The sequence below is a fragment of the Amycolatopsis sp. FU40 genome (genome assembly GCF_021903635.1).
GTDB lineage: Bacteria > Actinomycetota > Actinomycetes > Mycobacteriales > Pseudonocardiaceae > Amycolatopsis > Amycolatopsis dendrobii.
This window is the reverse complement of sequence record NZ_CP091381.1, coordinates 4544676-4567576: the sequence shown is the minus strand read 5'-3', so window position 1 is coordinate 4567576 and position 22901 is coordinate 4544676. Positions and strand designations below refer to the sequence as shown.

Annotated in this window: 26 protein-coding genes; 18 read left to right on the top strand and 8 right to left on the bottom strand. The window is 70.2% G+C overall.

Annotated features, from left to right (window positions below; all coding sequences use genetic code 11):
- Window positions 1–125 precede the first annotated feature (125 nt).
- Window positions 126–1601, top strand: coding sequence for a DUF4153 domain-containing protein (locus L3Q65_RS21820; protein ID WP_237600671.1), 1476 nt, complete (start codon window positions 126–128; stop codon window positions 1599–1601).
- A 6-nt stretch (window positions 1602–1607) separates the two neighbouring features.
- Here L3Q65_RS21820 and L3Q65_RS21815 read toward each other — a convergent pair whose 3' ends face one another.
- The 3 genes from L3Q65_RS21815 to L3Q65_RS21805 all read right to left on the bottom strand — a co-directional run bounded on the left by L3Q65_RS21815 (window position 1608) and on the right by L3Q65_RS21805 (window position 4616).
- Entirely contained in the window at window positions 1608–2468 is an 861-nt protein-coding gene (locus L3Q65_RS21815; RefSeq protein ID WP_220508004.1) for a hypothetical protein, read from the bottom strand.
- 101 nt (window positions 2469–2569) lie between these two features.
- Window positions 2570–2941, bottom strand: a complete 372-nt coding sequence (locus tag L3Q65_RS21810; RefSeq protein WP_182894214.1) for an SSI family serine proteinase inhibitor — start codon at window positions 2939–2941, stop codon at window positions 2570–2572.
- 28 nt (window positions 2942–2969) lie between these two features.
- Complete coding sequence (locus L3Q65_RS21805; protein WP_182894215.1) at window positions 2970–4616, bottom strand: PucR family transcriptional regulator; 1647 nt, start codon at window positions 4614–4616, stop codon at window positions 2970–2972.
- Between the two features lie 131 nt (window positions 4617–4747).
- Between L3Q65_RS21805 and L3Q65_RS21800 the strand changes: the two genes are divergently transcribed.
- Window positions 4748–6241, top strand: coding sequence for a CoA-acylating methylmalonate-semialdehyde dehydrogenase (locus L3Q65_RS21800; RefSeq protein WP_237600670.1), 1494 nt, complete (start codon window positions 4748–4750; stop codon window positions 6239–6241).
- A 7-nt stretch (window positions 6242–6248) separates the two neighbouring features.
- Here L3Q65_RS21800 and L3Q65_RS21795 read toward each other — a convergent pair whose 3' ends face one another.
- Genes L3Q65_RS21795 through L3Q65_RS21775 form a run of 5 tightly spaced genes read right to left on the bottom strand, consistent with a single transcriptional unit; the run spans window position 6249 to window position 9382 of the window.
- On the bottom strand, window positions 6249–6761 hold the full coding sequence (locus L3Q65_RS21795; protein WP_182894217.1) for a hypothetical protein: 513 nt from the start codon (window positions 6759–6761) through the stop codon (window positions 6249–6251).
- Entirely contained in the window at window positions 6758–7336 is a 579-nt protein-coding gene (locus L3Q65_RS21790; protein ID WP_182894218.1) for a hypothetical protein, read from the bottom strand. Before L3Q65_RS21790 ends, L3Q65_RS21795 begins: the two co-directional genes overlap by 4 nt.
- A complete protein-coding gene (locus L3Q65_RS21785; protein WP_237600669.1) occupies window positions 7333–8574 on the bottom strand; it encodes a hypothetical protein in 1242 nt (413 codons plus the stop codon). The genes L3Q65_RS21790 and L3Q65_RS21785 overlap by 4 nt, the downstream gene beginning before the upstream one ends.
- Window positions 8571–8891, bottom strand: a complete 321-nt coding sequence (locus tag L3Q65_RS21780) for a type VII secretion target (protein WP_182894220.1) — start codon at window positions 8889–8891, stop codon at window positions 8571–8573. Before L3Q65_RS21780 ends, L3Q65_RS21785 begins: the two co-directional genes overlap by 4 nt.
- The gene (locus L3Q65_RS21775) at window positions 8891–9382 is read right to left on the bottom strand and encodes a YbaB/EbfC family nucleoid-associated protein (RefSeq protein ID WP_182894221.1); all 492 of its coding nucleotides are present in this window, start codon (window positions 9380–9382) and stop codon (window positions 8891–8893) included. The genes L3Q65_RS21780 and L3Q65_RS21775 overlap by 1 nt, the downstream gene beginning before the upstream one ends.
- 221 nt (window positions 9383–9603) lie before the next feature.
- Here L3Q65_RS21775 and hrcA point away from each other — a divergent pair, with 221 nt between their 5' ends.
- The 16 genes from hrcA to L3Q65_RS21695 all read left to right on the top strand — a co-directional run bounded on the left by hrcA (window position 9604) and on the right by L3Q65_RS21695 (window position 22300).
- Window positions 9604–10629, top strand: a complete 1026-nt coding sequence (gene hrcA / locus L3Q65_RS21770) for a heat-inducible transcriptional repressor HrcA (RefSeq protein WP_134663007.1) — start codon at window positions 9604–9606, stop codon at window positions 10627–10629.
- Between the two features lie 41 nt (window positions 10630–10670).
- The gene (dnaJ, locus tag L3Q65_RS21765; RefSeq protein ID WP_037813614.1) at window positions 10671–11834 is read left to right on the top strand and encodes a molecular chaperone DnaJ; all 1164 of its coding nucleotides are present in this window, start codon (window positions 10671–10673) and stop codon (window positions 11832–11834) included.
- Between the two features lie 2 nt (window positions 11835–11836).
- The gene (locus L3Q65_RS21760) at window positions 11837–12589 is read left to right on the top strand and encodes a 16S rRNA (uracil(1498)-N(3))-methyltransferase (RefSeq protein WP_182894222.1); all 753 of its coding nucleotides are present in this window, start codon (window positions 11837–11839) and stop codon (window positions 12587–12589) included.
- Window positions 12590–12993: 404 nt separating this feature from the next.
- A complete protein-coding gene (locus L3Q65_RS21755; protein ID WP_182894223.1) occupies window positions 12994–13371 on the top strand; it encodes a histidine triad nucleotide-binding protein in 378 nt (125 codons plus the stop codon).
- A 94-nt stretch (window positions 13372–13465) separates the two neighbouring features.
- Entirely contained in the window at window positions 13466–14512 is a 1047-nt protein-coding gene (locus tag L3Q65_RS21750; protein ID WP_182894224.1) for a PhoH family protein, read from the top strand.
- Entirely contained in the window at window positions 14509–15060 is a 552-nt protein-coding gene (gene ybeY / locus L3Q65_RS21745) for an rRNA maturation RNase YbeY (RefSeq protein WP_043837412.1), read from the top strand. Before L3Q65_RS21750 ends, ybeY begins: the two co-directional genes overlap by 4 nt.
- A gap of 9 nt (window positions 15061–15069) precedes the next feature.
- Complete coding sequence (locus tag L3Q65_RS21740) at window positions 15070–16395, top strand: hemolysin family protein (protein ID WP_182894225.1); 1326 nt, start codon at window positions 15070–15072, stop codon at window positions 16393–16395.
- Window positions 16388–16726, top strand: a complete 339-nt coding sequence (locus L3Q65_RS21735) for a cytidine deaminase (RefSeq protein ID WP_237600668.1) — start codon at window positions 16388–16390, stop codon at window positions 16724–16726. Before L3Q65_RS21740 ends, L3Q65_RS21735 begins: the two co-directional genes overlap by 8 nt.
- The gene (era, locus tag L3Q65_RS21730; RefSeq protein WP_037813591.1) at window positions 16723–17622 is read left to right on the top strand and encodes a GTPase Era; all 900 of its coding nucleotides are present in this window, start codon (window positions 16723–16725) and stop codon (window positions 17620–17622) included. Before L3Q65_RS21735 ends, era begins: the two co-directional genes overlap by 4 nt.
- A 76-nt stretch (window positions 17623–17698) precedes the next feature.
- Entirely contained in the window at window positions 17699–18028 is a 330-nt protein-coding gene (locus L3Q65_RS21725) for a CD225/dispanin family protein (RefSeq protein WP_182894227.1), read from the top strand.
- The gene (locus L3Q65_RS21720) at window positions 18019–18474 is read left to right on the top strand and encodes a DUF2752 domain-containing protein (protein ID WP_182894228.1); all 456 of its coding nucleotides are present in this window, start codon (window positions 18019–18021) and stop codon (window positions 18472–18474) included. Before L3Q65_RS21725 ends, L3Q65_RS21720 begins: the two co-directional genes overlap by 10 nt.
- 175 nt (window positions 18475–18649) lie before the next feature.
- The gene (locus tag L3Q65_RS21715; RefSeq protein WP_237600667.1) at window positions 18650–19705 is read left to right on the top strand and encodes an RDD family protein; all 1056 of its coding nucleotides are present in this window, start codon (window positions 18650–18652) and stop codon (window positions 19703–19705) included.
- A gap of 46 nt (window positions 19706–19751) precedes the next feature.
- Complete coding sequence (locus L3Q65_RS21710) at window positions 19752–20213, top strand: CD225/dispanin family protein (RefSeq protein ID WP_182894230.1); 462 nt, start codon at window positions 19752–19754, stop codon at window positions 20211–20213.
- A 49-nt stretch (window positions 20214–20262) separates the two neighbouring features.
- On the top strand, window positions 20263–21039 hold the full coding sequence (gene recO, locus L3Q65_RS21705; protein ID WP_043837421.1) for a DNA repair protein RecO: 777 nt from the start codon (window positions 20263–20265) through the stop codon (window positions 21037–21039).
- A 26-nt stretch (window positions 21040–21065) separates the two neighbouring features.
- Window positions 21066–21884, top strand: coding sequence for an isoprenyl transferase (locus tag L3Q65_RS21700; RefSeq protein WP_182894231.1), 819 nt, complete (start codon window positions 21066–21068; stop codon window positions 21882–21884).
- Window positions 21881–22300, top strand: a complete 420-nt coding sequence (locus L3Q65_RS21695) for a YbjN domain-containing protein (RefSeq protein ID WP_037813576.1) — start codon at window positions 21881–21883, stop codon at window positions 22298–22300. The genes L3Q65_RS21700 and L3Q65_RS21695 overlap by 4 nt, the downstream gene beginning before the upstream one ends.
- The last annotated feature ends 601 nt before the right edge of the window (window positions 22301–22901 follow it).

Below are 22901 nucleotides of genomic sequence, written 5' to 3'. Positions count from 1 at the left end.
TGGGCCTGTCGGCGGAATGAGTATCGCCGCGCGCCTCCGTTGCCGAGAAGTCCCCCATCGCGTCGCCGAGGCTCCCCGCAGCCGCCGCGCGCACTGCTATTTGCTATCGCGAAGAGAGAGGTTCCATGTCCGAGCAGGTCCAGAATCACCCCGCGCATGCCGTTCCGCCGTGGGCGGTGCGCGTCGTCCGGCAGTCGGGGCCGAGGCCGTTGTTCGAGCGGGCCGAAACAGCGGTGCCCGTCGGGGCGAAACTGGCCGCGCTGGCAGTCGCGGTCGCAGGAGCGGTCGTCGTGCCGGTGGACCGGCCCGGGATCGGCTGGGTGCTGGCGTTGCTGATCGCCGCCGCGGTGCTTTTGACGCGCACGAGGCTGTCCGGGACGCGAGAAGGAAACGCGAGGCGGTGGCGGCAAGCCGGTTGGGCGCTGCTGGCGACCGCGCTGCTCGCGGTAGGAGCCCTGCGGGCGGCCGAGTGGCTGTTCGTGTTGTGCGGGCTCGCGGCGGCAGTCGTGGCGTCGCTCGCCGTCGTCGGGAAGCGGACGGTGCACGGCACGACGTACGACGCTCTCGCCGTCCCGCTCGAAGCGTTCCGCGCGGTGCCGTGGCTGCTCCGCCGGAGTCCCCGCCCCGGTCGGCAACAAGGCCGAGTGCTCGGCGCGGTGCTGTTGTCCGGCCTGGTCCTGGTCGTGTTCCTGCCGTTGCTGATCAGCGCGGACCCCCGCTTCGCGCAGTTCGTCGGCGACCTCGTCCCGGAAGTGCGTCCCAGCTCGGCCGTCCGAACCGCGCTCGTGTTCGGAGTGGGTTTCGCGGCGATGGCAGCCGTCTTCCTGATCTCCGCGGATCCCTTGCCCGAACGGGAAAACCGGAGAACCACGGTCGGCGACCGGCTGTCGTGGACGTCCTTGCTGGGCACTTTGTCGGTGCTGTTCACCGCGTACGTCGGGGTGCAAGCGACCGCCCTTTTCGGCGGCACGGACTACGTTCTCCGCACCGACGGCCTCACCTCGGCGGACTACGCACGCGGCGGTTTCTGGCAACTCTGCGCCTGCACGGTGCTGACCCTCGGCATCCTCGCTGCGGCCCTGCGCTGGGCCCCGAAAGCCACCAGCGCCGACCGGGCGGTCTTGCGGGCGCTGCTCGGTGCGCTGACTGTGCTGAGCCTGGTCGTGGTGCTGTCCGCCTTGAGTCGCATGTGGACTTACCAGCAGGCCTACGGATTCACCGTGCTGCGCTTGCTGGTGGAGGTGTGCGAGATCTGGCTGGGAGTGGTGTTCGTCCTGATCGGCGCGACGCTCGGCACCCTCCGCGCGAACTGGCTGCCCCGCGCGGCGATCGCGACCGCCGCGCTGGCGCTGCTGGGACTGGCCGCCGCGAACCCGGAGGCAGCGATCGCGACCGCCAACCTGGACCGGGCGGCGCAGGGCAAGCCGCTCGACGTCCGCTACCTGAGCCGCTTCTCCGCCGACGTGGCCCCGGTCGTCGCGGCCCGCCGCCCCGACGCGGCTTGCCTGCTGCGCCCGATCGCCGACGACGCTTGGCCTGCCTGGAATTTGAGCCGTTCGCAGGCGCGGGAGATCGTCCGGTCCCAGGCCCCGTGCGAATGACGGGGTTCAGCTCCGGGGCACGGTCAGCCGCCAGTCGGCGAGGGGGTTTTCGTCGGGATTCTCGTCCGGGAGATGCTCGGAGCGGCGCATCGCGCAGCGATGGCGCACCAGGTCGCGGCGCTCCGCCGGGGTCAGGTCCTCGTCACCGAACGGGCTTCGCTGGTCGATGTCCGCGTTCGCGTCGACGTTGAACCGGTAGGCGTCCGCGGTCAGGTAGTCGCGGCGGAAGTCGGTCTTCCATTGCGAATTGTGCCCCCAGCCGAGCGATCCGTCGCTGGTCGGCCGGTGGCGGCGGAGGAACGAATCCTCCAGCGCCGACCGGTCCGCGATCCCGGCCGTCGCACGGCGTTCCCCGGCCCGCACGGCTACGCCGGCCCGGCCGAACAGCATCTCGCCGAGCATGAGGCACGGCCACTGTTCGCCGGTGATCTCGATCGGCGTGTCCGGATCATCGCTCTGGTCGACGGCCGCGATCTCGTGAAAGAACGGATCGAACCGCGCGACGTCCACCCGTCGCATGCCCAGCGCCGAGAAAAAGCCGACGTACTCGCCCGCGGTGACGCGCACGTCGTGCTCGGGCAGGTGCAATCGGTGCGCCCACGGCGTTTCGGCTCCGTCCGGGAGACCGGACTGGAAGCCCAGCAGCAGGAGATCGCTGATCCGGCTGAGCGCATACGCTTGCTCGAGCAGATCGCCCCACACGTACTCCGTCCGCTGCCATTCTCCGCAGACCGCCAGCGGGGCGAGCATCTCGCGCGCGGCGACGGCGAACTCGTCGAGCCACGGCGAAAGCACGTCGGAGAACAGCGCCGGGCCGGTGTAGCTGTGCACCGCGAAGTACAGTTCGCGCAGGGTCGTGGGGGTCATCACGACGACGCAGCCTACGGAGACCCGCGGCGTCGTCCCACCGAATTGTTCGCCGCGGCAATCGGTTCCGGGACCGCCGGAACCGATTGCCGCCGCCGGGCCTAAAGCGCGAACACCCCGTTCGACTGGCTGTCCGCCGCGCACTTGTTCGGGTACGTCGCCCGGTACGTCACCCGTGTGCCGCGCCAGGTGCCCAGGGCCGTGACGTCCACCGGCGAGTAGATCATCGTGCACTTCTGCCGGTGCGGGGCGATGCGCGCGAAATCGCCGTCGACCGCCGTGAGGGTCGCGCAGGCGGTGTCGCGGTGGCGGTGCGTGCCGCCGGTGGGGTCGCAGGTCAGGGACGCGCTCGTGACGCGCCCGGAGGTCTCGTGCATGGTCAGCTGCAGCACCGACTCCGGGACGTGCGGTGCGGCCAGGCCGCCGAAACCGATCAGGGCGGCTGCGACCGGAGCGAAGGAAGAGAACACCATACGAGGGATATCGGCGCCGCGAACCCGATCACTGTGCTCCTCGTCCGGGTGGGTTTTCCTCGCTCGGACGGGTGGCAGCGCTGAGGTCGTGCGCGAGCAATGCCACGTACAGCGACAACATCGACTCCGGGTCTTCCAGTCGCACTCCCAGCACCTGTTCGATGCGGGCGAGTTGCTGGTAGTACGCCGTCCGCGAGGTGTGGGCGGCGACAGCCGCGGCGGATTTGTTGCCGCCGTGCGCGCAGTAGTGCCGCAGCGCTGGGACTAGGCGACTGCCGGAAGCAGCGTCGCGTTCGAGGAGCGGGCCCAGCTCTCGCGCGGCGAAGGCGTGTACGCGCTCGTCGTCGGCGAGAAGATGCAGCAGGCCGCGTAGCCGAACATCCTTGAGACGGTGCAACGGTTGCCCGTCGTCCTCGTCGAGCGCAGCGGCAGCGACGTGCGCGGCTTCGACCAAAGTGCGTTGTGCCTCAGCGGGTCCGGTGACCGTCGTGCCTACGCCGAGCGCGGCTGGCGCGGAAGCGCGCGCGTCGTGGATGTCGGTGGCTAGGCGCTGGAGTACGGCGTCGGCGTTGGCTTCCGGCGAGAGCGCAAGAAGCGCGCGTACGGCAGTCTCGTCTGTCGAGACCAGCGCAGACACCTTCGCTCGGCGCGTCGCGAGCGCGGTCGCTTCGGCGAGTTCGCGCAACAGTGGCGGCGTGGACAGTGTCGGACGCGTAGTCGCGGTGATGCGCGGCCGTACCGCGAGGCCGACCAGCTGTCGTCCGGTCAGGGGCACGGCGAGTGCAGAAGAGCGTGCGAGGATCTCAGCGGTCGGCGCAGGGGAATTCAGCAGCTCGGTCAACACCGCACGGTGCGCTTGCCGTTCGAGGGTGTCGGAGTCGCGCGCGACGAGACGGTGCACCGCGAGTGCGGACGCGGCTCGTTCGGCGACCACCTGGTACCGATGCGGCGGCGGCTCGGCGCACACGAGCACCAGCCGACCCCAGTCGTGGCCGCGCGCGCCGACCACGGTGACCAGCCAGCCCGCCGCCGAGTGGTAGCCGGTGCGCTCGCCGACCTGCACCACTCGCGACCGGGCGGGCCAGCCGATCAGCAATTCGCCCGGATCGGTGCCCGCCGTGTCGTAGGCGAGGACTTCGTGTTCCAGCGTTTCCAGCACGACCGGCTGTTCGGTCAGCCGCGCTACCTCGGCCAGCACCGCGGCGGGCTCGGCGCCGGCGACGGTCAGCGATGTGAACGTTTCGTGCACCCGCTCCGCCGCTCGGAGCTCGGCGAGCTGCGCGTCCACGATCATGCCGTTCACTGCCTCGGTCACCGCGACGTAGCGGGTCTCGCGAGACAGCGTCACCAGCGGCAATCCGCGCTGCTCGGCCGCCGTGACAAGGGCGCGCGGAAGCCGGTCGTTCCAGTGCCGCACCAGCTCGACGACCAAGCCCGCGACACCCACTTCGGCGAGGTCAGCGACGTATCGGCTCAGCGTCGCGTCGTCGTCCGGGAGCGCGACCCCCGTGGTGAGCACGAGTTCCCCGCCGCGCAGCAGGTGCGCGATGTCGGCGACCTCGGCCGCGTGCGCCCAGCGGACCCGCCGTTCGAGCCCGGTGCTGCCCGCGACCACGCGCGGACACCCCTGGCGCAGCACCGGCAACGCGAGCGCCTCGGCGACGGTCGGGTACATCGGTCCCCCCTTGCTGGCCGGCAGGGCACAGACTGTACGGCGGAGAGGGGTAGTCCGTACACGTTGTCGATGGCGGAGCCGGGCGCCTCGCCCGGAGACTCGTGGGCACCCGACCGGAAGGAGCGGACGTCGTGACCGACCGCATCAGCCATTGGATCGACGGCAAGCCGGTCGTCGGCGCCGGACGCACTGGCGACGTGTACGACCCGGCGACCGGCCAGGTCAGCGCGCAGGTGGACTTCGCCGGACCGGCCGAGGTGGACCAAGCGGTAGCCGCCGCGACCGCCGCGCTGCCAGGCTGGCGGGGCACCTCGCTCGCCGGGCGCACGCGGGTGCTGTTCGCGTTCCGCGAGCTGCTTCAAGCCCGCAAACACGAGCTGGCGAAGATCGTGACGAGCGAGCACGGCAAGGTCGAATCGGACGCCGCGGGCGAGGTCGCGCGCGCGATCGAGAACGTCGAATACGCGTGCGGCGCGGCGCAAATGCTCAAGGGCGGGTTCAGCGAGAACGCCTCCACCGGCGTCGACGTCTACTCGATCATGCAGCCGCTCGGCGTGGTCGGCGTGATCTCGCCGTTCAACTTCCCGGCGATGGTGCCGCTCTGGTTCGTGCCGAACGCGCTGGCGTGCGGCAACACCGTCGTGCTCAAGCCGAGCGAGAAGGACCCGTCCGCGGCGCTGTTCATCGCGGAGCTTCTCGCTGAAGCAGGCCTGCCGTCCGGCGCGTTCAACGTGCTGCAGGGCGACAAAGTCGCGGTCGACGGACTTCTCGCGCACCCGGACGTCAAGGCGATCTCCTTCGTCGGCTCCACTCCGATCGCGCGCTACGTCTACGAAACCGGCACCAGCCACGGCAAACGCGTCCAGGCGCTCGGCGGGGCGAAGAACCACATGATCGTGCTGCCGGACGCCGACCTCGACCTGGCCTCGGACGCCGCAGTATCGGCTGGTTTCGGGTCCGCGGGGGAGCGGTGCATGGCGGTGTCGGTGGTGGTCGCCGTCGAGCCGATCGCGGACGAGCTGGTGGCCAAAATCGTTGACCGGATGCGAAAACTGCGCGTCGGAGACGGACGCAAACCGTCGTCGGAGATGGGCCCGCTGGTCACCAGGGCACACCACGAGCGCGTTTCGTCCTATGTGGACACCGGCGTCGCCGAAGGCGCGGAACTCGTGATGGACGGCCGGGGCGTGGAAGCGGACGGCGCGAACGACGGATTCTGGCTCGGCCCCACGCTTTTCGACCGCGTCACGCCCAGTATGACGGTGTACACCGACGAAATCTTCGGCCCGGTGCTGTCCGTCGCGCGGACGGCGAGCTTCGACGACGCGCTCGCACTCGTCAACGCCAACCCGTACGGCAACGGAACCGCCGTCTTCACCGGCGACGGACGCGCGGCGCGCCGGTTCCAGAACGAGGTCGAGGTCGGCATGGTGGGCGTCAACGTGCCCATCCCGGTGCCCGTCGGGTACTACTCCTTCGGCGGCTGGAAGGACTCTCTGTTCGGCGACACGCACGCTTACGGACCGGAGGGATTCCACTTCTTCACGCGGACGAAGGTGGTCACGTCCCGTTGGCCGGACACCTCGCACGCGGGGGTGAACCTGGGGTTCCCGAAGAACTCCTGACCCGGGTTCACCACACGCCGTTCTCGCCGACGATGCTCGCCACCGTGCCGCTGTTCGCCAGCAGGCACACCGCGACGACCCGCTCGGCCGCCAGCCGCTTGCCGCGCGCCGGATCGACCCGAAGGGTGCGGCCGCCCACGCGGAGCTGCCATTTCTCGACGGTCCCCGGGCCGCGCGGGGTGTGCTTGAACCCGACCGGGTAGTCGTCGGTGATCGGGCCGGAGCCGAAATCGTGCACCGGCCCGGGCACGACTGTCAGCGGCGCGCGGTACTCGGCGAACTGCCGCCTCCCGAACCGGACCGCCAGCACGGCCACGACCGCGGCGACCGCCGTCGCCACCAACGCGGAAGCGGTGAAGCCGGACTTGGCGAGCGCGACCACCGCGATCGCCACCTCGATCGCGACGAACACCCAGACCGCCCAGAAGAACCAGCCCAGGACCACCCCGCGCTGGCTCGGGTGCAGTCGTCCGGCGAGGTTGGCGGCGGCCACCCCGCCGGGGTCGGCCTTCGTCGTCATGCCGCGACCACGTTGACCAGGATCTTGCTGCGCGGGGTGAATACCGCTCCGTTGGCGCGGCCGCCGAGCACCCGGCTCCGCAGATCGGGATCGAGCCGGTAGCTCTTGCCGTTCACGACGAGGTAGGTGAAGGGGATCCGCTCGGTGATCTCGTACAAATACATCGGGGGCAGGACGCCGGACGGCCGGTGCTGCACGTGCCCGAAATCGTGCGTCAAGCCCGTCACCACGTCCGCCTTGCCCCCGCGCCAGTCCGCCAGCCGCCGCCCGATCGCGCGCCCCGGATACACCGCGCCGACCAGGAAGACCAGCGACATGATGAACAGCGGCGCGTTCTTCGACCAGTAGGACACCAGCGGCTTGCCGAAGTAGGCGTTGAGATCGTTGGTGGTCCGGATCATGGCGGGACTGATGCCGAACCAGATCGGGGTCAGGACCGCCAGCGCGACGAGGACGAGCAGCACCAGGACGAGCGTCCAGAAGTTGCCGTCCAGCACCATCCGCCGCTGGGACGGATGCAGCCTGCCTTCGCGGTTGGCCTGGTCCGCGGCTGCTTGCACAGCTTGCCGGGTCACTCGCCGGAGCCGCCCTTCGCCTCCTCGGCCTCCCCGGCCTCGCGTTCCTTCTTGGCGGCTTCGGACGCTTCGGAGTATCGGTCGTATTGTTCGTTCTCCTGCCGCCGGGTCTCGGCTCCGACGCCGACCGTGTCGGCGGGGCTCCACTTCGGCACGCCGCCCTCGGCCTCCCTCCAGCCCTTCGGGCTCAGCACGCTGCGGCCGTCCTCCGAGTAGGTCTCTCCCCACTCGTTGACCCGGTCCTTCCACTTCTCGTTCAGCGGCGACTGCACCTTTTCCTTGGCCGCGTCCTTCCAGCCCTCGGCCTTGGCCGCGGCGGACTCGGCCTTGCCCGCGTCCTTCAGCTCCCCGGCCTTCTTCTCCAGGTTCACGCCGACGTCGACGCTCTTGTCGGTGATCTTGCCCGCCGCCTTGCCGGCCTTGCGCAGCGCGTTCGCCGCCTGCTCGATCGCCGCCTTCGACTTGCCCGCGCTTTCCGCGAGCTTGTCCAGCTTCTCCACGACCTTCGCGATCCGGGTGCCGATCTTCTCCGCCAGGATCCCGCCCTCGACGACGGTGTCCGCGATGAACGCGGCCACCGTGCCGCCGAAGGTGCACCACGACGACGCCAGGGCGGCGAGCCCCTTGATGATCAACTCGCCGACGAACGACGAGATCATGTCGCGGATCAGCCCGCGTTCGGTGCCGACCAGTGCGCCGGCGACGTTCATCGCGGTGGACGCGCCGTTGGCCTGTCCGGCCGCGTTGCGGAGCTTGTCCACGTACTCCTTCGCCCGGCCCTGGTAGGCCTGGCCGCCCTGGCCCTGGAAGTTCGGCGCCACCTTGCCCGCGGCCTGTTCGTACTGGTCCGCGCTCTCGGCGAGCTGTTTCGCGATGTTCGACCAGGTCACGGCCTTGGCGGTGACCGCTTCCGGATTGCCGGCGAGCTGGTCGAGGCCCTCCTTGAGGAAGCTGATGTGCTCGATCAGCCAGCCGACGCCAGCGCTGGCCAGGCTGCCGAGCGGGTCCATCGCCACGCCGAGTAGGTCGAGCCCGTCGGTGATCCCGTCGACGACGAGGTTGCCCCAGTCGCCGTGCCGGAAGTCGGTCTGGGTCGCGGAGAGATCGTTGACGATGCCCGCGCCGGAGGTCTGGGCGTTGAGGTTGTCCAGCTCGTTCGAGGACGACCCCATGTTCGCAGTGAGGCCGCTCGGTGACTCCGACTTCGCGACCAGCGGGTTTTCCTGCGTCTCGGTCATTCCGGCAGCTCCTTGCCGAGGCCGTTGATGTGGCCGACAGTCTGTTGCTCGTGCGTGTCGTAGTGGTCGTGCGCCTGTTGCAGCAGGTTCGCGATCTCGTCGCCTTCGCCGCCCAGGTCCTTGACGAACGACGTCGCCACTGACATCCAGATCTGCAGCGGCATCGCGAACACCTGGCCGACGATGCCGAACGCGTCGTCCCCGAACGTCTGCACGGAGTCAGTCGCCTGCGCCGCGGTGTGCACCCCGGCCGCGATGTTCTCGACCTCTCCCTTGTGCGCGCGCAGCGACGGAAGGTCGACGTGGGGTCCGGTCATCAGTTCCTCCCCAGGAACGAGCCGCCGCCGTAGTAGTCGTCGTCATCGGTCGGGTCCGGCGCCGGGCGGGCCGGACGCGCGGGCCGGGCGGGCGGCGGGGCGGAATCGTCCTGCGCGTCGAAAAATTGCGGTTGCGGCGTCGAAGGCGGGGCCGTTTCCTCGGGAACTTCCGGTTCCGGGATCTGTTCTTCGAGGAATTTCATCGCGTCGCTGTGCTCGCCGATCACCGGAGCCATGATCGCGGTCAGCTGTTGCGCCGCCTGGGCCTGCGCGCGCCGGGCGGTGGCCAGCACGGCGGCGGCGAGGGCGGCGCGCGGCATCTCGTCCGCGCGGGGGCCGAACCGGAGTTCCTGCAGCGCACCGGCGGTGTTGACGGTCGCGGTGACCGCGCCGTCCTGGCTCGTCGCGGTCGCCGACACGTGCTTCAGCTGTTCCTGTGCTTCCGCGGCCCGCTGCCGGATTTCGGCGATTTCGGGGGAAAGTGCGTTCATGTCGGCCACTGCTTTCGGATCGAGTGGTTCATAGTCTTTCCGAGGCAGAAAACCGGGTTCCGGTTCCCCGTGCAAGCCAAGTTCCGAGTTGCCCGGTTCGTCGCTATTAAAAATTGTTTGCCTGCCTTTTACCCCCGGCCGCCCGGACCGGAGGGCGCGCCGGGCACCACCGGGTCCGTAAACTCGTTGTGAGTAGCAGGAGGACCGCGAAGGAGGTGCCGGTGGCGAACACGGACGAGCGTCGCTTCGAGGTGCTGCGCGCGATCGTCGCCGACTATGTCTCGAACCAGGAGCCGGTCGGGTCGAAGACGATCGTCGAGCGGCACAACCTCGGCGTTTCCAGTGCCACCGTGCGCAACGACATGGCCGCCCTGGAAGAAGAGGGGTACATCGCCCAGCCGCACACCAGCGCGGGCCGGATCCCGACCGACAAGGGGTACCGGCTGTTCGTCGACCGGCTTTCGGAGATCAAGCCGCTGTCGGCCGCCGAGCGGCGCGCGATCACCAGCTTCCTCGATTCCGGCACCGACCTCGACGACGTGCTGCGCCGGTCGGTCCGGCTGCTCGCGCAGCTCACCCGCCAGGTCGCGGTGGTGCAGTACCCGATGCTCACCAATACCGTGGCGCGGCACCTCGAGGTGGTCCCGCTCACGCCCGCGCGGCTCATGCTCGTGCTGATCACCGACTCCGGCCGGGTCGACCAGCGCACCGTCGACCTCGGCGACGTGGTCACCGAGGAGACCGTGCTGCGGCTGCGCACCGTGCTCAACGGCGCGCTCGCCGGACGGCGGCTGGCCGACGCGGCGGCGAACGTGGCGGAGTTGCCCGAGGGCGCTCCGCCGGACCTGCGCGACCACCTCACCCGGATCTGCACCACACTGGTCGAATCGCTGGTCGAGCACCCGGAGGAGCGGATCGTGCTCGGCGGCACCGGCAACCTCACCCGCAACGTCGCGGACTTCCCCGGTTCGCTGCGCCAGGTGCTCGAAGCGCTCGAGGAACAGGTGGTGGTGCTGAAGCTGCTCGCCGCCGCCCGCAACCCCGGTGCGGTCACCGTGCTCATCGGTGAGGAAAATGAGGACGAGCAGATGCGCAGCACCTCGGTCGTGTCCATCGGCTACGGCCGGGACGACATGCTGCTCGGGGGAATGGGCGTCGTCGGGCCGACCAGGATGGACTACCCCGGCACGATCGCGGCGGTCCGCGCGGTCGCCAACTACGTGGGGCAGATCCTGTCCGGCCGCTGACCGGCGGCGAGGGCGGAACACGAAGGAGAAGGCAGAGCAACGTGGCGAGGGACTACTACGGGATCCTCGGGGTGGCCAAGAACGCGAGCGATCAGGAGATCAAGCGCGCGTACCGCAAGCTGGCCCGCGAGCTGCACCCCGACGTGAACCCGTCGGAGGACGCCCAGCACCGCTTCGGCGAGGTGACCACCGCGTACGAGGTGCTCTCCGATCCGCAGAAGCGCAAGATCGTCGACCTCGGCGGCGACCCGATGGACGGGGGCGGCCGCGGCGGCGGGGGCGGCGACCCGTTCGCGGGCTTCGGCGGGCTCGGCGACATCATGGACGCCTTCTTCGGCGCCGCGGGCGGAGGCGGCGGACGGGGCCGCGGGCCGCGCAGCCGCGTGCAGCCCGGGTCCGACGCGCTGATCCGGCTCGGCCTCACCCTCGAGGAGTGCGCGACCGGCGTCGACCGCGAGATCACCGTCGACACCGCGATCGTCTGCGACCTGTGCCGCGGCGCGGGCACCGCCGAGGGCACCAGCACCAAGACCTGCGACACCTGCGGCGGGGCCGGCGAGGTCCAGTCCGTGCAGCGGTCGTTCCTCGGCCAGGTCGTCACCGCGCGCCCGTGCCCGGTGTGCCGCGGCTTCGGCGAGGTCATCCCCGACCCGTGCCGCCAGTGCGGCGGCGACGGCCGGATCCGTTCGCGGCGCGGCGTCACCGCGAAGATCCCGCCCGGCGTCGGCGACGGCATGCGGATCCGGCTGTCCGGCCAGGGCGAGGTCGGCCCCGGCGGCGGCCCGGCGGGCGACCTCTACGTCGAGATCGACGAGGCCCCGCACGAGGTGTTCGTCCGCGAGGGCAACGACCTGCACTGCAACTTCCGCATCCCGATGACCACCGCGGCGCTCGGCGCGACGGTCCCGATCGCCACGCTGGTCGACGGCGACTACGAACTCGACATCGAACCCGGCACCCAGCCCAACACCGAACTGGTGCTCACCGGCAAGGGCATGCCGCGGCTGCGCTCGTCCGGCCGCGTCGACGGCCGCGGCGACCTGCACGTGCACATCGACGTCGTGGTGCCGACCAAGCTCGACGAGGCCCAGCGCGACCTGCTCGTCGACCTCGCACAGCAGCGCGGCGAAGAGGTCCCGACGCTCGCCGCCAACGGCAGCAAGCACGGCGGCCTGTTCTCGAAGCTCCGCGCGAAGAACCGCTGACTGTGCCGGACACCACACTGCCGGTCTTCCTCGCCCCGGAGGTGCCCGCCGAAGGACGGGCGCTGCTCGACGGCGAGGAAGCCCGGCACGCGGCCACCGTGCGCCGGCTGCGCGTGGGGGAGCAGCTCGTGCTCTCCGACGGAGCCGGCGCGATGGCCCGCTGCGCCGTGGACGCCGTCGAAGCGGGCCGGGCGGCCACGGTCACGCTCACCGTTCTCGAACGCTGGCAAGAAGAACCGCCCGCGCTGCGCGTCCACGTGGCCCAAGCCCTCGCCAAGGGCGACCGCGGAGAATTGGCAGTCGAACTGGCCACCGAAGCCGGCGCGGACGCGATCGTGCCCTGGCGCGCCGCCCGCAGCGTCGCCCGCTGGGACGACGGGCCCCGCGGCGAGAAAGCCCTCGCCCGCTGGCGCGCGACCGCCCGCTCAGCCGCGAAACAAGCCCGCCGCGCCCACGTGCCCGCCGTCGCCGAACCAGCCGGCACGCGCGAACTCGCGCAACTGGCCGCCACGATGTCCGCGACGCTCGTCCTCGAATCCGGTGTCACCAGCAAACTCACCGAACTCGACCTCCCCGACGGCGGCGACCTCCTCCTCGTCGTCGGCCCCGAGGGCGGCATCACCGACGACGAACTCGCCGTCCTCGAAGAAGCCGGAGCCACCACCGTCCGCCTCGGCCCGACGGTCCTCCGCACCTCCACGGCAGCCGCCGTCGCACTAGGCGCACTAGGCGTCCTCACCGGCCGCTGGCACTGACCAGAACCCGCAAAACCCGGCAGAACCCCTAAACATCCGCACCAGGTGATGGCGCGCCGCACCCCCGGCGGCTACTCTGCTTCGCAACGTGCGAACACGAGGGTTTCAGCCCGCCCCCAGGCGGGCATTACTCTTGAGTACGCGAACCCATGCCCCGCCGGGCACCTCCCCCCTCGGTCCGGCGGAGCCGCGGCGGCGGTGGAGCGACCCCCAGGCTCCACCGCGCCGCGGCGTCTTCGAATCGCTGGCGCGATTCTTCGCTGCCGCTGGTTTCGCTATTGCTCCCGGGGGGCCGAGCCCCCCGGACCCCCACGGTGCGGTGGTTGCGTGTCGTGCGTTGGTCGCCTTTAGTGCGCTGGTTGGTTGCGTGTCGTGCGCTGGTTCCTGTTTGTAGGGTGGGGGGCATGAGCGATGCGGGTGCGGCGGAGACGTTGTTCGAGCGGATTATTGCTGGGGAGATTCCGGCGGATGTGGTGTACCAGGACGACGCCACGTTCGCGTTTCGCGACATCAATCCGCAGGCGCGGGTGCATGTGCTCGTGGTGCCTCGGAAGAGGTACCGGAACGTGGGCGAGCTGGCGGAGGCTGATCCGGAGTTGCTGAGTGCGGTGCTGTTGACGGCGCGCAAGGTCGCGGAGATCGAGGGGATCGCCGAGAGCGGGTATCGGGTGGTGTTCAACACTGATGCTGATGCCGGGCAGACTGTGTTCCATGTGCACGCGCACGTGTTGGGCGGGGAGCAGCTGGGGATGTTCGGGAAGCCGCAGGCTGGGGTGCACTGAAACCGGGCTGCGAGCGGGTGTCGGGGACAAGTAGCATCTATGGGGTCCCTGTACGTTGACTTGCGAAGTGCGCAGAAAGCAGGACCGAGGCCACGTGGCCGGAACTGAGACGGGTGGAGCCGCCCGACCTGACAATCGGGTATCGGCCGAGGCACAGGTTCGATTCCCGATCCCGGAGGCGGCTCAGCTGAGCCTGCTGGGGTCCCGGGACGAGAATTTGCGGGTGGCCGAGGAGCTGCTCGCCGCCGACGTGCACGTGCGCGGCAACGAGGTCACGTTGACTGGGTCCGCGGCTGACGTGGCGTTCGCGGAGCGTGTCTTCACCGAGCTGGTGCAGCTCGCCGGTGGCGGCCAGCAGGTGGGGCCGGACACGGTGCGGCGGACTGTGGGGATGCTGTCCAGCGGGGACGCGTCGCCCGCGGAGGTGCTGAGCCTCAACATCGTGTCGCGGCGTGGCAAGACCATCCGGCCCAAGACGCTGAACCAGAAGCGGTACGTCGACGCGATCGACAAGCACACGATCGTGTTCGGGATCGGGCCCGCCGGTACGGGCAAGACGTATCTCGCGATGGCGAAGGCCGTGCAGGCGTTGCAGGCCAAGCAGGTCACGCGGATCGTGCTGACCCGGCCCGCGGTCGAGGCGGGGGAGCGGCTCGGGTACCTGCCGGGAACGCTGAACGAGAAGATCGACCCGTATCTGCGGCCGCTCTACGACGCGCTGCACGACATGGTCGAACCGGAGTCGATTCCGCGGCTCATGCAGGCGGGCACCATCGAAATCGCACCTCTCGCATATATGAGGGGCAGAACTCTGAACGACGCCTTCATCATCCTCGACGAGGCGCAGAACACCACGCCCGAGCAGATGAAGATGTTCCTCACCCGCCTCGGGTTCGGCGCGAAGATCGTCGTCACCGGCGACATCACCCAGATCGACCTCCCCGGCGGGCAGCGCAGCGGGCTCCGCGTCGTGCGCGACATCCTCGGCGGCGTCGAGGACCTGCACTTCGCCGAGCTCACCAGCCAGGACGTCGTCCGGCACAAACTGGTCGGCGACATCGTCGACGCGTACGAGAAGTGGCAGGCCGTGCAGGACGCGCAAGAGCAGCAGACCGGCGGCTGGAAAGGCACCCGCCGATGAGCATCGAGATCGCCAACGAATCCGGCGTCGACGTCGACGAGGCGTCCATCGTCTCCGCCGCGCGCTACACGCTGGAGAAAATGGAGGTCAGCCCGCTCGCCGAGCTGTCCATCCTGTGCGTCACCCTCGAGGTGATGGAAGACCTCCACGAACGCTGGATGGACCTGCCCGGGCCCACCGACGTCATGGCCTTCCCGATGGACGAGCTCGACTCCTCGCGCCGCCCCGACGCGCCCGACTCGTCACCGGCGCTGCTCGGCGACATCGTGCTCTGCCCGGCCTTCGCGAAAGACCAGGCGAAAACCGCGGGTCACCGGCTGATCGACGAACTGCACCTGCTCACCGTCCACGGCTGCCTGCACCTCCTCGGCTACGACCACGCCGAACCCGCCGAGGAACGCGAGATGTTCGGGCTGCAGAAGCGGATCCTCGGCGAATTCCAGGCCGCGGTCGCCGCGCACCAGGCCCGCGACGCGCAACGCGACGTCGACGACCGCGTGCTCGGCATCGCCGGGCTCGACGCGCCGCGGCCCGGGGAAACGCCCTAGGCTCCGACGATGGGAAACCCCCCGGCACAGGTCGTCGTCGCGGTGACGCTGGTGCTGCTCGCGGGCGTGTTCGCGGCCGCGGACGCCGCGGTCGGCACGGTGTCGCAAGCCCGCGTCGACGGCCTCGTCCGCAACGGCCGCGTCGGAGCCCGCCAGCTCGCCGCGGTGGTCGCCGAACGCCGCAGGCACATCAACCTGCTGCTCCTGCTGCGGCTGGCCTGCGAACTCACCGCCACGGTGCTCGTCACCGTGTCCTTCGTCGCCTGGTTCGACCGGCTGTGGCTCGCCATCCTGGTGTCCGCGGTCGTCATGGTCGTGGTCAGCTACGTCCTCATCGGCGTCGGCCCGCGCACCATCGGCCGCCAGCACCCGTACCGCGTCGGCACGATCGTCGCCGGACCGGTCCGCGCCCTCGGCACGGTCCTCGGCCCGCTGTCGCGGCTGCTGATCGTGCTCGGCAACGCGATCACCCCCGGCCGCGGCTTCCGCGAAGGCCCGTTCACCTCCGAAGTCGAACTGCGCGAACTCGTCGACCTCGCCCAGGAACGCGGCGTCGTGGAGGACTCCGAACGCGAGATGATCCACTCGGTGTTCGAACTCGGCGATACCGTCGCCCGCGAGGTCATGGTGCCGCGCACCGAAATCGTGTGGATCGAGCGCACCAAAACCGTCCGCCAGGCCCTCGCGCTCGCGCTGCGCACCGGCTTCACCCGGGTCCCGGTGATCGACGATTCGGTGGACGACATCGTCGGCGTGGTCAACATCAAAGACCTCATGCCCGAGTACATGGGCCCGGACGGGCCGAGCACCGTGGTCGACGCCGTGATGAACCCGGCGAGCTTCGTGCCCGACTCGAAGCGGCTCGACGAACTGCTGAAGGAAATGCAGCGCACGCACAACCACATGGCGATCGCGGTCGACGAGTACGGCGGCACGGCCGGCCTGCTCACCATCGAGGACATCCTCGAAGAGATCGTCGGCGAGATCACCGACGAATCCGACGCCGACGAACGCCCCGAGATCGAGGAACTCGAGGACGGTTCGGTCCGCGTGTCGTCCCGGCTCGGCGTCGACGACCTCGGCGAACTGTTCGGCATCGACCTCGAAGACCACGACGTGGAGACCGTGGGCGGGCTGCTCGCCGAGCGACTGGGTAGGGTCCCGCTGCCGGGGGCCGAAGCCGAGGTCGCCGGTCTTCGGCTGTTCGCCGAAGGGGGCAAGGACCGCCGCGGCCGGATGCGCATCACCTCCGTGGTCGTCCGGCCGTCGTCGGCGCGCCCGCGCACCCGCCCGCCCCAGCCGCAAGAGCACGACAGGAGAGTCGAACATGCCTGACCTCGACGCCGAGGACCAGAAGCTGGTCACGCTGGCCCGTTCGGCCCGCGCCCGCACCGGCGCGGACGAAGGCGCCGCGGTCCGCGACACCGACGGCCGCACCTACGCCGCGACCACGGTCGACCAGCCCTCGTTCAAGCTCACCGCCGTGCAGGCCGCCGTCGCCGCCGCGCTGTCCAGCGGAGCCGAAGGCCTCGAAGCCGCCGTCGTCGTCACCGCGGACGCGCTGGTCGCCGAGGCGTCCGTGCACGCGGTCCGCGACGTGAGCAAGGCCGCCCCGATCATCTTCGCCGACCCGTCCGGCGCCGTGGTCGAGGTGCTTCACTCGTGACCGAACCGCACCGTTCCGGTTTCGCCTGCTTCGTCGGCCGCCCCAACGCGGGCAAATCGACGCTCACGAACGCGCTCGTCGGCACGAAAGTCGCGATCACCTCCAGCAAGCCGCAGACCACCCGGCACGCCATCCGCGGCATCGTCCACCGCGACGACGCGCAGCTGGTGATCATCGACACTCCCGGCCTGCACCGTCCGCGCACGCTGCTCGGCCAGCGGCTCAACGACATCGTGCACGAGACCTGGTCCGAAGTGGACGTCGTCGGGTTCTGCGTGCCCGCCAACGAGAAAGTCGGCCCCGGCGACCGGTTCATCGCCGCCGAGCTGAAGAAGATCGCGCGGCGCACCCCGGTGATCGGCATCGTCACCAAGACCGACCTGGTGAAACCGGAGCAGGTCGCCGAGCAACTGGTCGCGCTGCAAGAGGTGATGGAGTTCGCCGACCTCGTGCCGGTGTCCGCCGTCGACGGTTTCCAGGTGCAGACGGTCGCCGACCTGCTGGTGCAGCGGCTGCCCGAGGGACCGCAGCTGTACCCGGGCGGCGAACTCACCGACGAGCCCGAGCAGACCCTCGTCGCCGAACTGATCCGCGAAGCCGCGCTCGAAGGCGTCCGCGACGAACTGCCGCACTCCATCGCGGTGACCGTCGAGGAAATGCTCCCGCGCGAGGACCGCGACGACCTCATCGACATCCACGCCCTGCTGTACGTGGAACGCCCCAGCCAGAAGGGGATCATCCTCGGGCACAAGGGCGAACGGCTGCGCGAGGTCGGCGCGACCGCGCGCAAGCACATCGAACGGCTGCTGGGCACGAAGGTCTATCTCGACCTGCACATCAAGGTGGCCAAGGATTGGCAGCGGGACCCGAAGCAGCTGCGCAGGCTGGGTTTCTGACCGGTTGTGCCCGCGCCCGGCGGCGCGGCCGGGTAGCGTCGACCCGAACCGTATCCGATTTGTCCAGGGGGACCGCATGACCGGCCCGTATCCGCCGCAGGGCCCGTACCCTCCGTCGTACGGCTACCCGCCGCAGTATCCGCCGCCGCCGGACAGCAACCTGGTGTGGGCGATCCTGGCGACGGTGTTCTGCTGCCTTCCGCTGGGGATCGTCGCGATCGTCAAGGCCAGCCAGGTGAACACCTTGTGGTACCAGGGATACGCGGCCGAAGCGCACCGCGCGGCGGACGAGGCGCGCAAGTGGGCGATGTGGTCGGCGCTCAGCATCGCCATCCTGATCGGGCTGTACGTGCTCGTCGCGATAGTCGTGCTGCTGGTCGCCGGAAACGTGCTCTGGTGGCATTGAGCACCGTCTACACCGGACAGCCGGCGCGCGGGACCCGTGCGGTGGCAAGGGCTCTCGCGGGCCCGGCGGCCGCGGCGGGCGGGATCGGCCTCGCGTGCGTCGCGGTGTGGTTCGGCGATCCGACCACCCCCGGCGGCCCGCTCCCGGTGTGCCCGACCAAGCTGCTTTTCGGGATCGACTGCCCCGGCTGCGGCGGGCTTCGCATGGCATACAGCGTGCTGCACGGCGATTTTTCCGCGGCGCTCCACTACAACGCGGTGGCCTTGGCGTTCGCCGCGCTCTTCGCGTGGAGCGGTCTCGCCTGGACGATGGGACGCCTGCGCGGCCGGACGATGCGGTCCTGGCTGCATTGGCGCTGGACGCCGCACGTTGCAGCGGTCGTGTTCGTCGTGTGGTTCGTGGTGCGCAACCTTCCGTTCGCGCCGTTCACCGGACTGTCCGTCTGAGTTAGCCCCGTTTTCGCTGTCCCCGGAACCGGTTCGGCGGCGGTGCCGTCGAACGCGTCACCCGATGCGGACACCTGCTCGGCCCCGCCCCGCCGGACGAGGTACGCTCCCGCGCACTGACGTGTCCACAGCGGACACGGCCAGGCCCAGCTTGCAGCAACGAGGGGGACACTCGATGACCTATCCCTACGGCCAGCCCGGCGGCCCGCCTCAAGGCGGACCGTCGTTCGGCGCGCCGCCGGGACAGCAGGCGCCGGGCTACCCTCCGCCCGCGGGCTTCGGCCAGCCGTACCGTCCGGGCCCGGTCCACGCGGACTGGGGCCAGCGCGCCGGCGCCTACCTCATCGACTTCGCCCCGCTGCTCGCCGGGATGCTGATCGCCGTGCTCGTGTCGCTGTTCTCCGGCGTCGGCGGAACGATCGTCTACCTGCTCGCGATCCTCGGCACGCTCGCCTGGACGGTCTTCAACCGCTGGATCAACGGCGGCGGCACCGGCCAGTCGCTGGGCAAGCGGATCGTCGGCATCAAACTCGTCAGCGAGGCCACCGGCGAACCGATCGGGGCCGGGACGGCGTTCGTCCGCGACGTCGCGCACGCGCTGGACGGCATGGCCTTCGGGCTCGGCTACCTGTGGCCGCTGTGGGACGACAAGGCGCAGACGTTCTCGGACAAGATCCTCAGCACGGTCGTGGTGCCCGCCGACGCCGGGCCTTCGGGCGCTCCGGGCTTGGGGCAAGGCGGGTTCGGCCAGCCAGGTCAGCCCGGCGGTTTCGGGCAGCCCGGCGGATTTCCCGGACAGCCCGGCGGTTTCCCGGGACAGCCGGGAGCCGCGCCGCAGCCGGGATTCGGGCAGCCCGCCTCGGGCGGGTTCGCCGCGCAACCCTCGCCGTACGGCGGATTTCCCGCCGCACCGCCCGGATCCGGATTCCCGCAGCCGGGATTCGGCCAGCCGCCGGCCCCGGGAACCCCGCCGCAGCAAGGATTCGGCCAGCCGCAGCCCGCGTTCGGCCAGCCGAACCAGCCGGGCCCCGGGCAGCCGCCCGCGCCGGGCCCCACGCCGTTCGACCAGCCCGAGCCGACCCAGGTCGTGCGCCCGCCCGCGTCCCGGCAACCACCGTCCGAAGCGTTCGGCGCCGCTGAGCGCACCCAGGTCGTGCACCCGGCAGGCGAGCCGGAAGCGACGCAGATGATCAAGCCGGAATCGCCGAAGCCCGGTCCGGCCCAGTCCTGATCCGCACCGGATCACGGTAAGTACGAGGAACTCGGGGGAACCCCAGATGACCAATCCCTACGGCCAGCCCCAGCAGCCCTACGGCGGCCAGCCGCAGCAGCCCTACGGCCAGCAGCAGCCGTACCCGCAGTCCGGTGCGACGCCGGCGCAGCCGTACCCGCAGCAGCCTTACGGCCAGCCCGCGCCGTACGGCCAGCCCGGCTTCGGCGGCGCGCCCGGCGGCGACATGAGCGCCATCAAGGACTACAAGGGCTGGGCGATCGGCTGCATCTTCCTGATGTGGATCCTCGCGATCTTCGCGATCATGAAGTCGAACGAAGTCCAGACGTACAAGATGCAGGGCAACTACGCGATGGCCCAGCAGGCGTCGCAGACGACGAAGACGCTGTGCCTCATCGCCACCATCCTCGGGGCGCTCGGCTGGGTCGTCGCGATCATCCTGATCATCATCAGCCTCGTGGCCGCGTCCGAGGTGCACAGCTACTACTGCACCGGCAGCTACTGCTGAACCAGGGTGTCCCGCCCCGGCATCGACGGCGAAGTGCGACGATGTCGGGGTGGTGAACCTCTACCGCGACACCGGGGTGGTGCTGCGCACGCACAAGCTGGGCGAGGCCGACCGGATCGTCACCCTGCTCACGAGGCGGCACGGCAAGGTCCGGGCCGTCGCGAAGGGCGTGCGGCGCACGTCGTCGCGGTTCGGGGCGCGGCTGGAGCCGTTCGGGCACGTGGACGTGCAGTTCTATCCCGGCCGGTCGCTCGACGTCATCACCCAGGTCGAGACGGTCGACGCGTTCGCGCTGCCGCTGGTGGCCGACTACCAGCGCTACACCGCGGCGTCGGCGATCGCGGAAACCGCGGATCGGCTCTCGGCCGAGGAGGGCGAACCGGTCCTGAAGCTGTACCTGCTGGTCGTGGGCGCGTTGCGGGCGCTGGCTGGCGGGCAGCGGGACGCGTCGCTGGTGCTCGACGCGTTCTTCCTCCGGGCCATGGCCTACGCGGGCTGGGCCCCGGCGATCACCGAATGCGCCCGCTGCGGACTTCCCGGCCCGCACGCAGCGTTCAACGTCGCCGCGGGCGGCTCGATGTGCCCGGACTGCCGCATCGCCGGTTCGGTGCATCCCGCGCCCGAGGTGCTGACCCTGCTGGACGCGCTGCTGCAGGGGGAGTGGGCGGTCGCGGAATCGTCGCCGGGGATCACCCGCCGGGACGCGTCCGGCCTGGTCGCGGCGCATCTGCAATGGCATCTGGAACGGCAGCTGCGGTCGCTCCCGCTCGTGGAGCGGCGTGCCCGGGAGGCCGCCGGGCCGGGCCCAGTAGGGTCGGCCGGGTAGGAAGTCCATTCTTCAGGAGGCCGCGAGTGCTGCGCAGGGGACGGGAGACCCGCTCGGCGGGGTACGAGCTGCGGGCTCCGGACCCGCATCCCTCGGGCGCGAAACCGCCGGAGATCCCCGCGGACCTGGTGCCCAAGCACGTCGCGCTCGTCATGGACGGCAACGGCCGCTGGGCCAACCAGCGCGGCCTGCCGCGGATCGAGGGCCACAAACGCGGCGAGGCCGTGATGATCGACGTCGCGAGCGGCGCGGTCGAACTCGGCGTGAAGTGGCTTTCGGTGTACGCCTTCTCGACGGAGAACTGGAAGCGCAGCCCCGAGGAAGTCCGGTTCCTCATGGGCTTCAACCGCGACACCATCCGCCGCCAGGTCGACTACCTCGGCTCGATCGGCGTGCGCATCCGCTGGGCGGGGCGGCGGCCGAAGCTGTGGGCCAGCGTGATCAAGGAACTGCAGATCGCCGAAGAGAAGACCAGGAACAACACCAAGCTCAACATGACCATGTGCGTCAACTACGGCGGCCGCGCCGAACTGGGCGACGCGATGCGCCGGATCGGCCAGGACGTCGCGGCGGGGAAGATCAACCCGGACAAGATCGACGAGCGCACCGTCGCGAAGTACCTCTACCAGCCGGACATGCCTGACGTGGACCTGTTCCTCCGGCCGTCCGGCGAGCAGCGGACGTCGAACTTCCTGCTGTGGCAGTCGGCGTACGCGGAGATGGTCTACCAGGACACGCTGTTCCCGGACTTCGACCGGACCCACCTGTGGCAGGCGTGCCTCGACTTCGCGAAACGCGACCGCCGGTTCGGCGGCGCGGTGGACCAGGCAGGGAGCACGAAATGAGCACCGCGGAAGCCGCCGAGACCGGCGCACTGCTCACCCGGGCGCGCGAAGCACTGGAACGCTACCTGGAAGTCCACGTCGACGACGACGGCGCGATCACGTTCTCCCACGCCGACGTCCCGTGCGTCATCCAGGCGACCCGCCTCGCCGACGGCCTCACGGTGCTCAGCCTGACCTGCGTGGTGGCCTGGGACCTGCCCGACGACCCGGCCCTCGCTGTCGCGGTCGCCGAACGGGCCGGGCAGGGTTTGTTCGGGACGCTGGGCGTGGGCCACACGGAGCGCGGGGTGGACGTGACCCTGCGGTACGCGTTCCCGGCGGAGGGGATGGATCCGTCGCCGTTGGGGACGTTGCTGATGCTGGTGGTCTCCACTGCTTCGCAGCTGCGGACCGAGTTGCCTGGGGTGGAGGCCTGAGCCGGGTTTCGCGGTTCTGGGTTTCCGGTCCGGCGGCGGGTTCGGGTTCGCTGCTGTCTTGAGCCTCGGTTTGCGCGGGCTGGCGGCGGGTTCGCCTGTCTGATTGGCCTGCGCGGCGCAGGGAGTGTCTCTGATGCCTCGGTCCTTGGCGAGATCTTCTTGGCTAGGCTGCGTTTTGGACGCTGTCCCGCCTCGTCTGGACGGAATTCGCTGACCCCTCACTCGCAGGTGCTGCTCCTGCGCAGCGGATCTCCCCAGCCGGGCCGAACTTCGCGCCTTGTCTGTGCCGCCGCTGGCAGTTGCCTGCTTGGCTTCCTCCGCTGGCCTCCGCGTGCGCGGCCGCGCTTGGCTTGGTTCGCGGGCTGCGTGCGGAGCCCTGCCCCTCGCGCGGTGTGCTGCTTCGTTGCCTCTTGACTCTCCGCCGCTTGCCTCGGTTGTGTTGCGCGCTGCGTGTGGAGCCCTGCCATCTGTTCGATGCGCCGCTTCGCCGCCGAGCCCTTCCGCCCAAGCCGCTCCACCACCCCGCTTTGACCGCCCGTTTCCGCCCCTTCCTCCCTCTCAATCGGGTGACATTCACGCAAAACCGGCGTGAGGGGTCCCC

Coding starts and splice junctions, on each gene's coding strand:
- L3Q65_RS21795 (WP_182894217.1), bottom strand. CDS start 6,761: ATGACGACGAAGGCCGACCCCGGCGGGGTGGCCGCCGCCAACCTCGCC.
- L3Q65_RS21725 (WP_182894227.1), top strand. CDS start 17,699: ATGACCGGCCCGTATCCGCCGCAGGGCCCGTACCCTCCGTCGTACGGC.
- L3Q65_RS21755 (WP_182894223.1), top strand. CDS start 12,994: ATGAGCGATGCGGGTGCGGCGGAGACGTTGTTCGAGCGGATTATTGCT.
- L3Q65_RS21740 (WP_182894225.1), top strand. CDS start 15,070: ATGGGAAACCCCCCGGCACAGGTCGTCGTCGCGGTGACGCTGGTGCTG.
- L3Q65_RS21715 (WP_237600667.1), top strand. CDS start 18,650: ATGACCTATCCCTACGGCCAGCCCGGCGGCCCGCCTCAAGGCGGACCG.
- L3Q65_RS21785 (WP_237600669.1), bottom strand. CDS start 8,574: ATGACCGAGACGCAGGAAAACCCGCTGGTCGCGAAGTCGGAGTCACCG.
- L3Q65_RS21815 (WP_220508004.1), bottom strand. CDS start 2,468: ATGACCCCCACGACCCTGCGCGAACTGTACTTCGCGGTGCACAGCTAC.
- L3Q65_RS21775 (WP_182894221.1), bottom strand. CDS start 9,382: ATGAACGCACTTTCCCCCGAAATCGCCGAAATCCGGCAGCGGGCCGCG.
- L3Q65_RS21735 (WP_237600668.1), top strand. CDS start 16,388: ATGCCTGACCTCGACGCCGAGGACCAGAAGCTGGTCACGCTGGCCCGT.
- L3Q65_RS21820 (WP_237600671.1), top strand. CDS start 126: ATGTCCGAGCAGGTCCAGAATCACCCCGCGCATGCCGTTCCGCCGTGG.
- ybeY (WP_043837412.1), top strand. CDS start 14,509: ATGAGCATCGAGATCGCCAACGAATCCGGCGTCGACGTCGACGAGGCG.
- L3Q65_RS21805 (WP_182894215.1), bottom strand. CDS start 4,616: ATGTACCCGACCGTCGCCGAGGCGCTCGCGTTGCCGGTGCTGCGCCAG.
- L3Q65_RS21780 (WP_182894220.1), bottom strand. CDS start 8,891: ATGACCGGACCCCACGTCGACCTTCCGTCGCTGCGCGCGCACAAGGGA.
- L3Q65_RS21695 (WP_037813576.1), top strand. CDS start 21,881: ATGAGCACCGCGGAAGCCGCCGAGACCGGCGCACTGCTCACCCGGGCG.
- L3Q65_RS21710 (WP_182894230.1), top strand. CDS start 19,752: ATGACCAATCCCTACGGCCAGCCCCAGCAGCCCTACGGCGGCCAGCCG.
- L3Q65_RS21810 (WP_182894214.1), bottom strand. CDS start 2,941: ATGGTGTTCTCTTCCTTCGCTCCGGTCGCAGCCGCCCTGATCGGTTTC.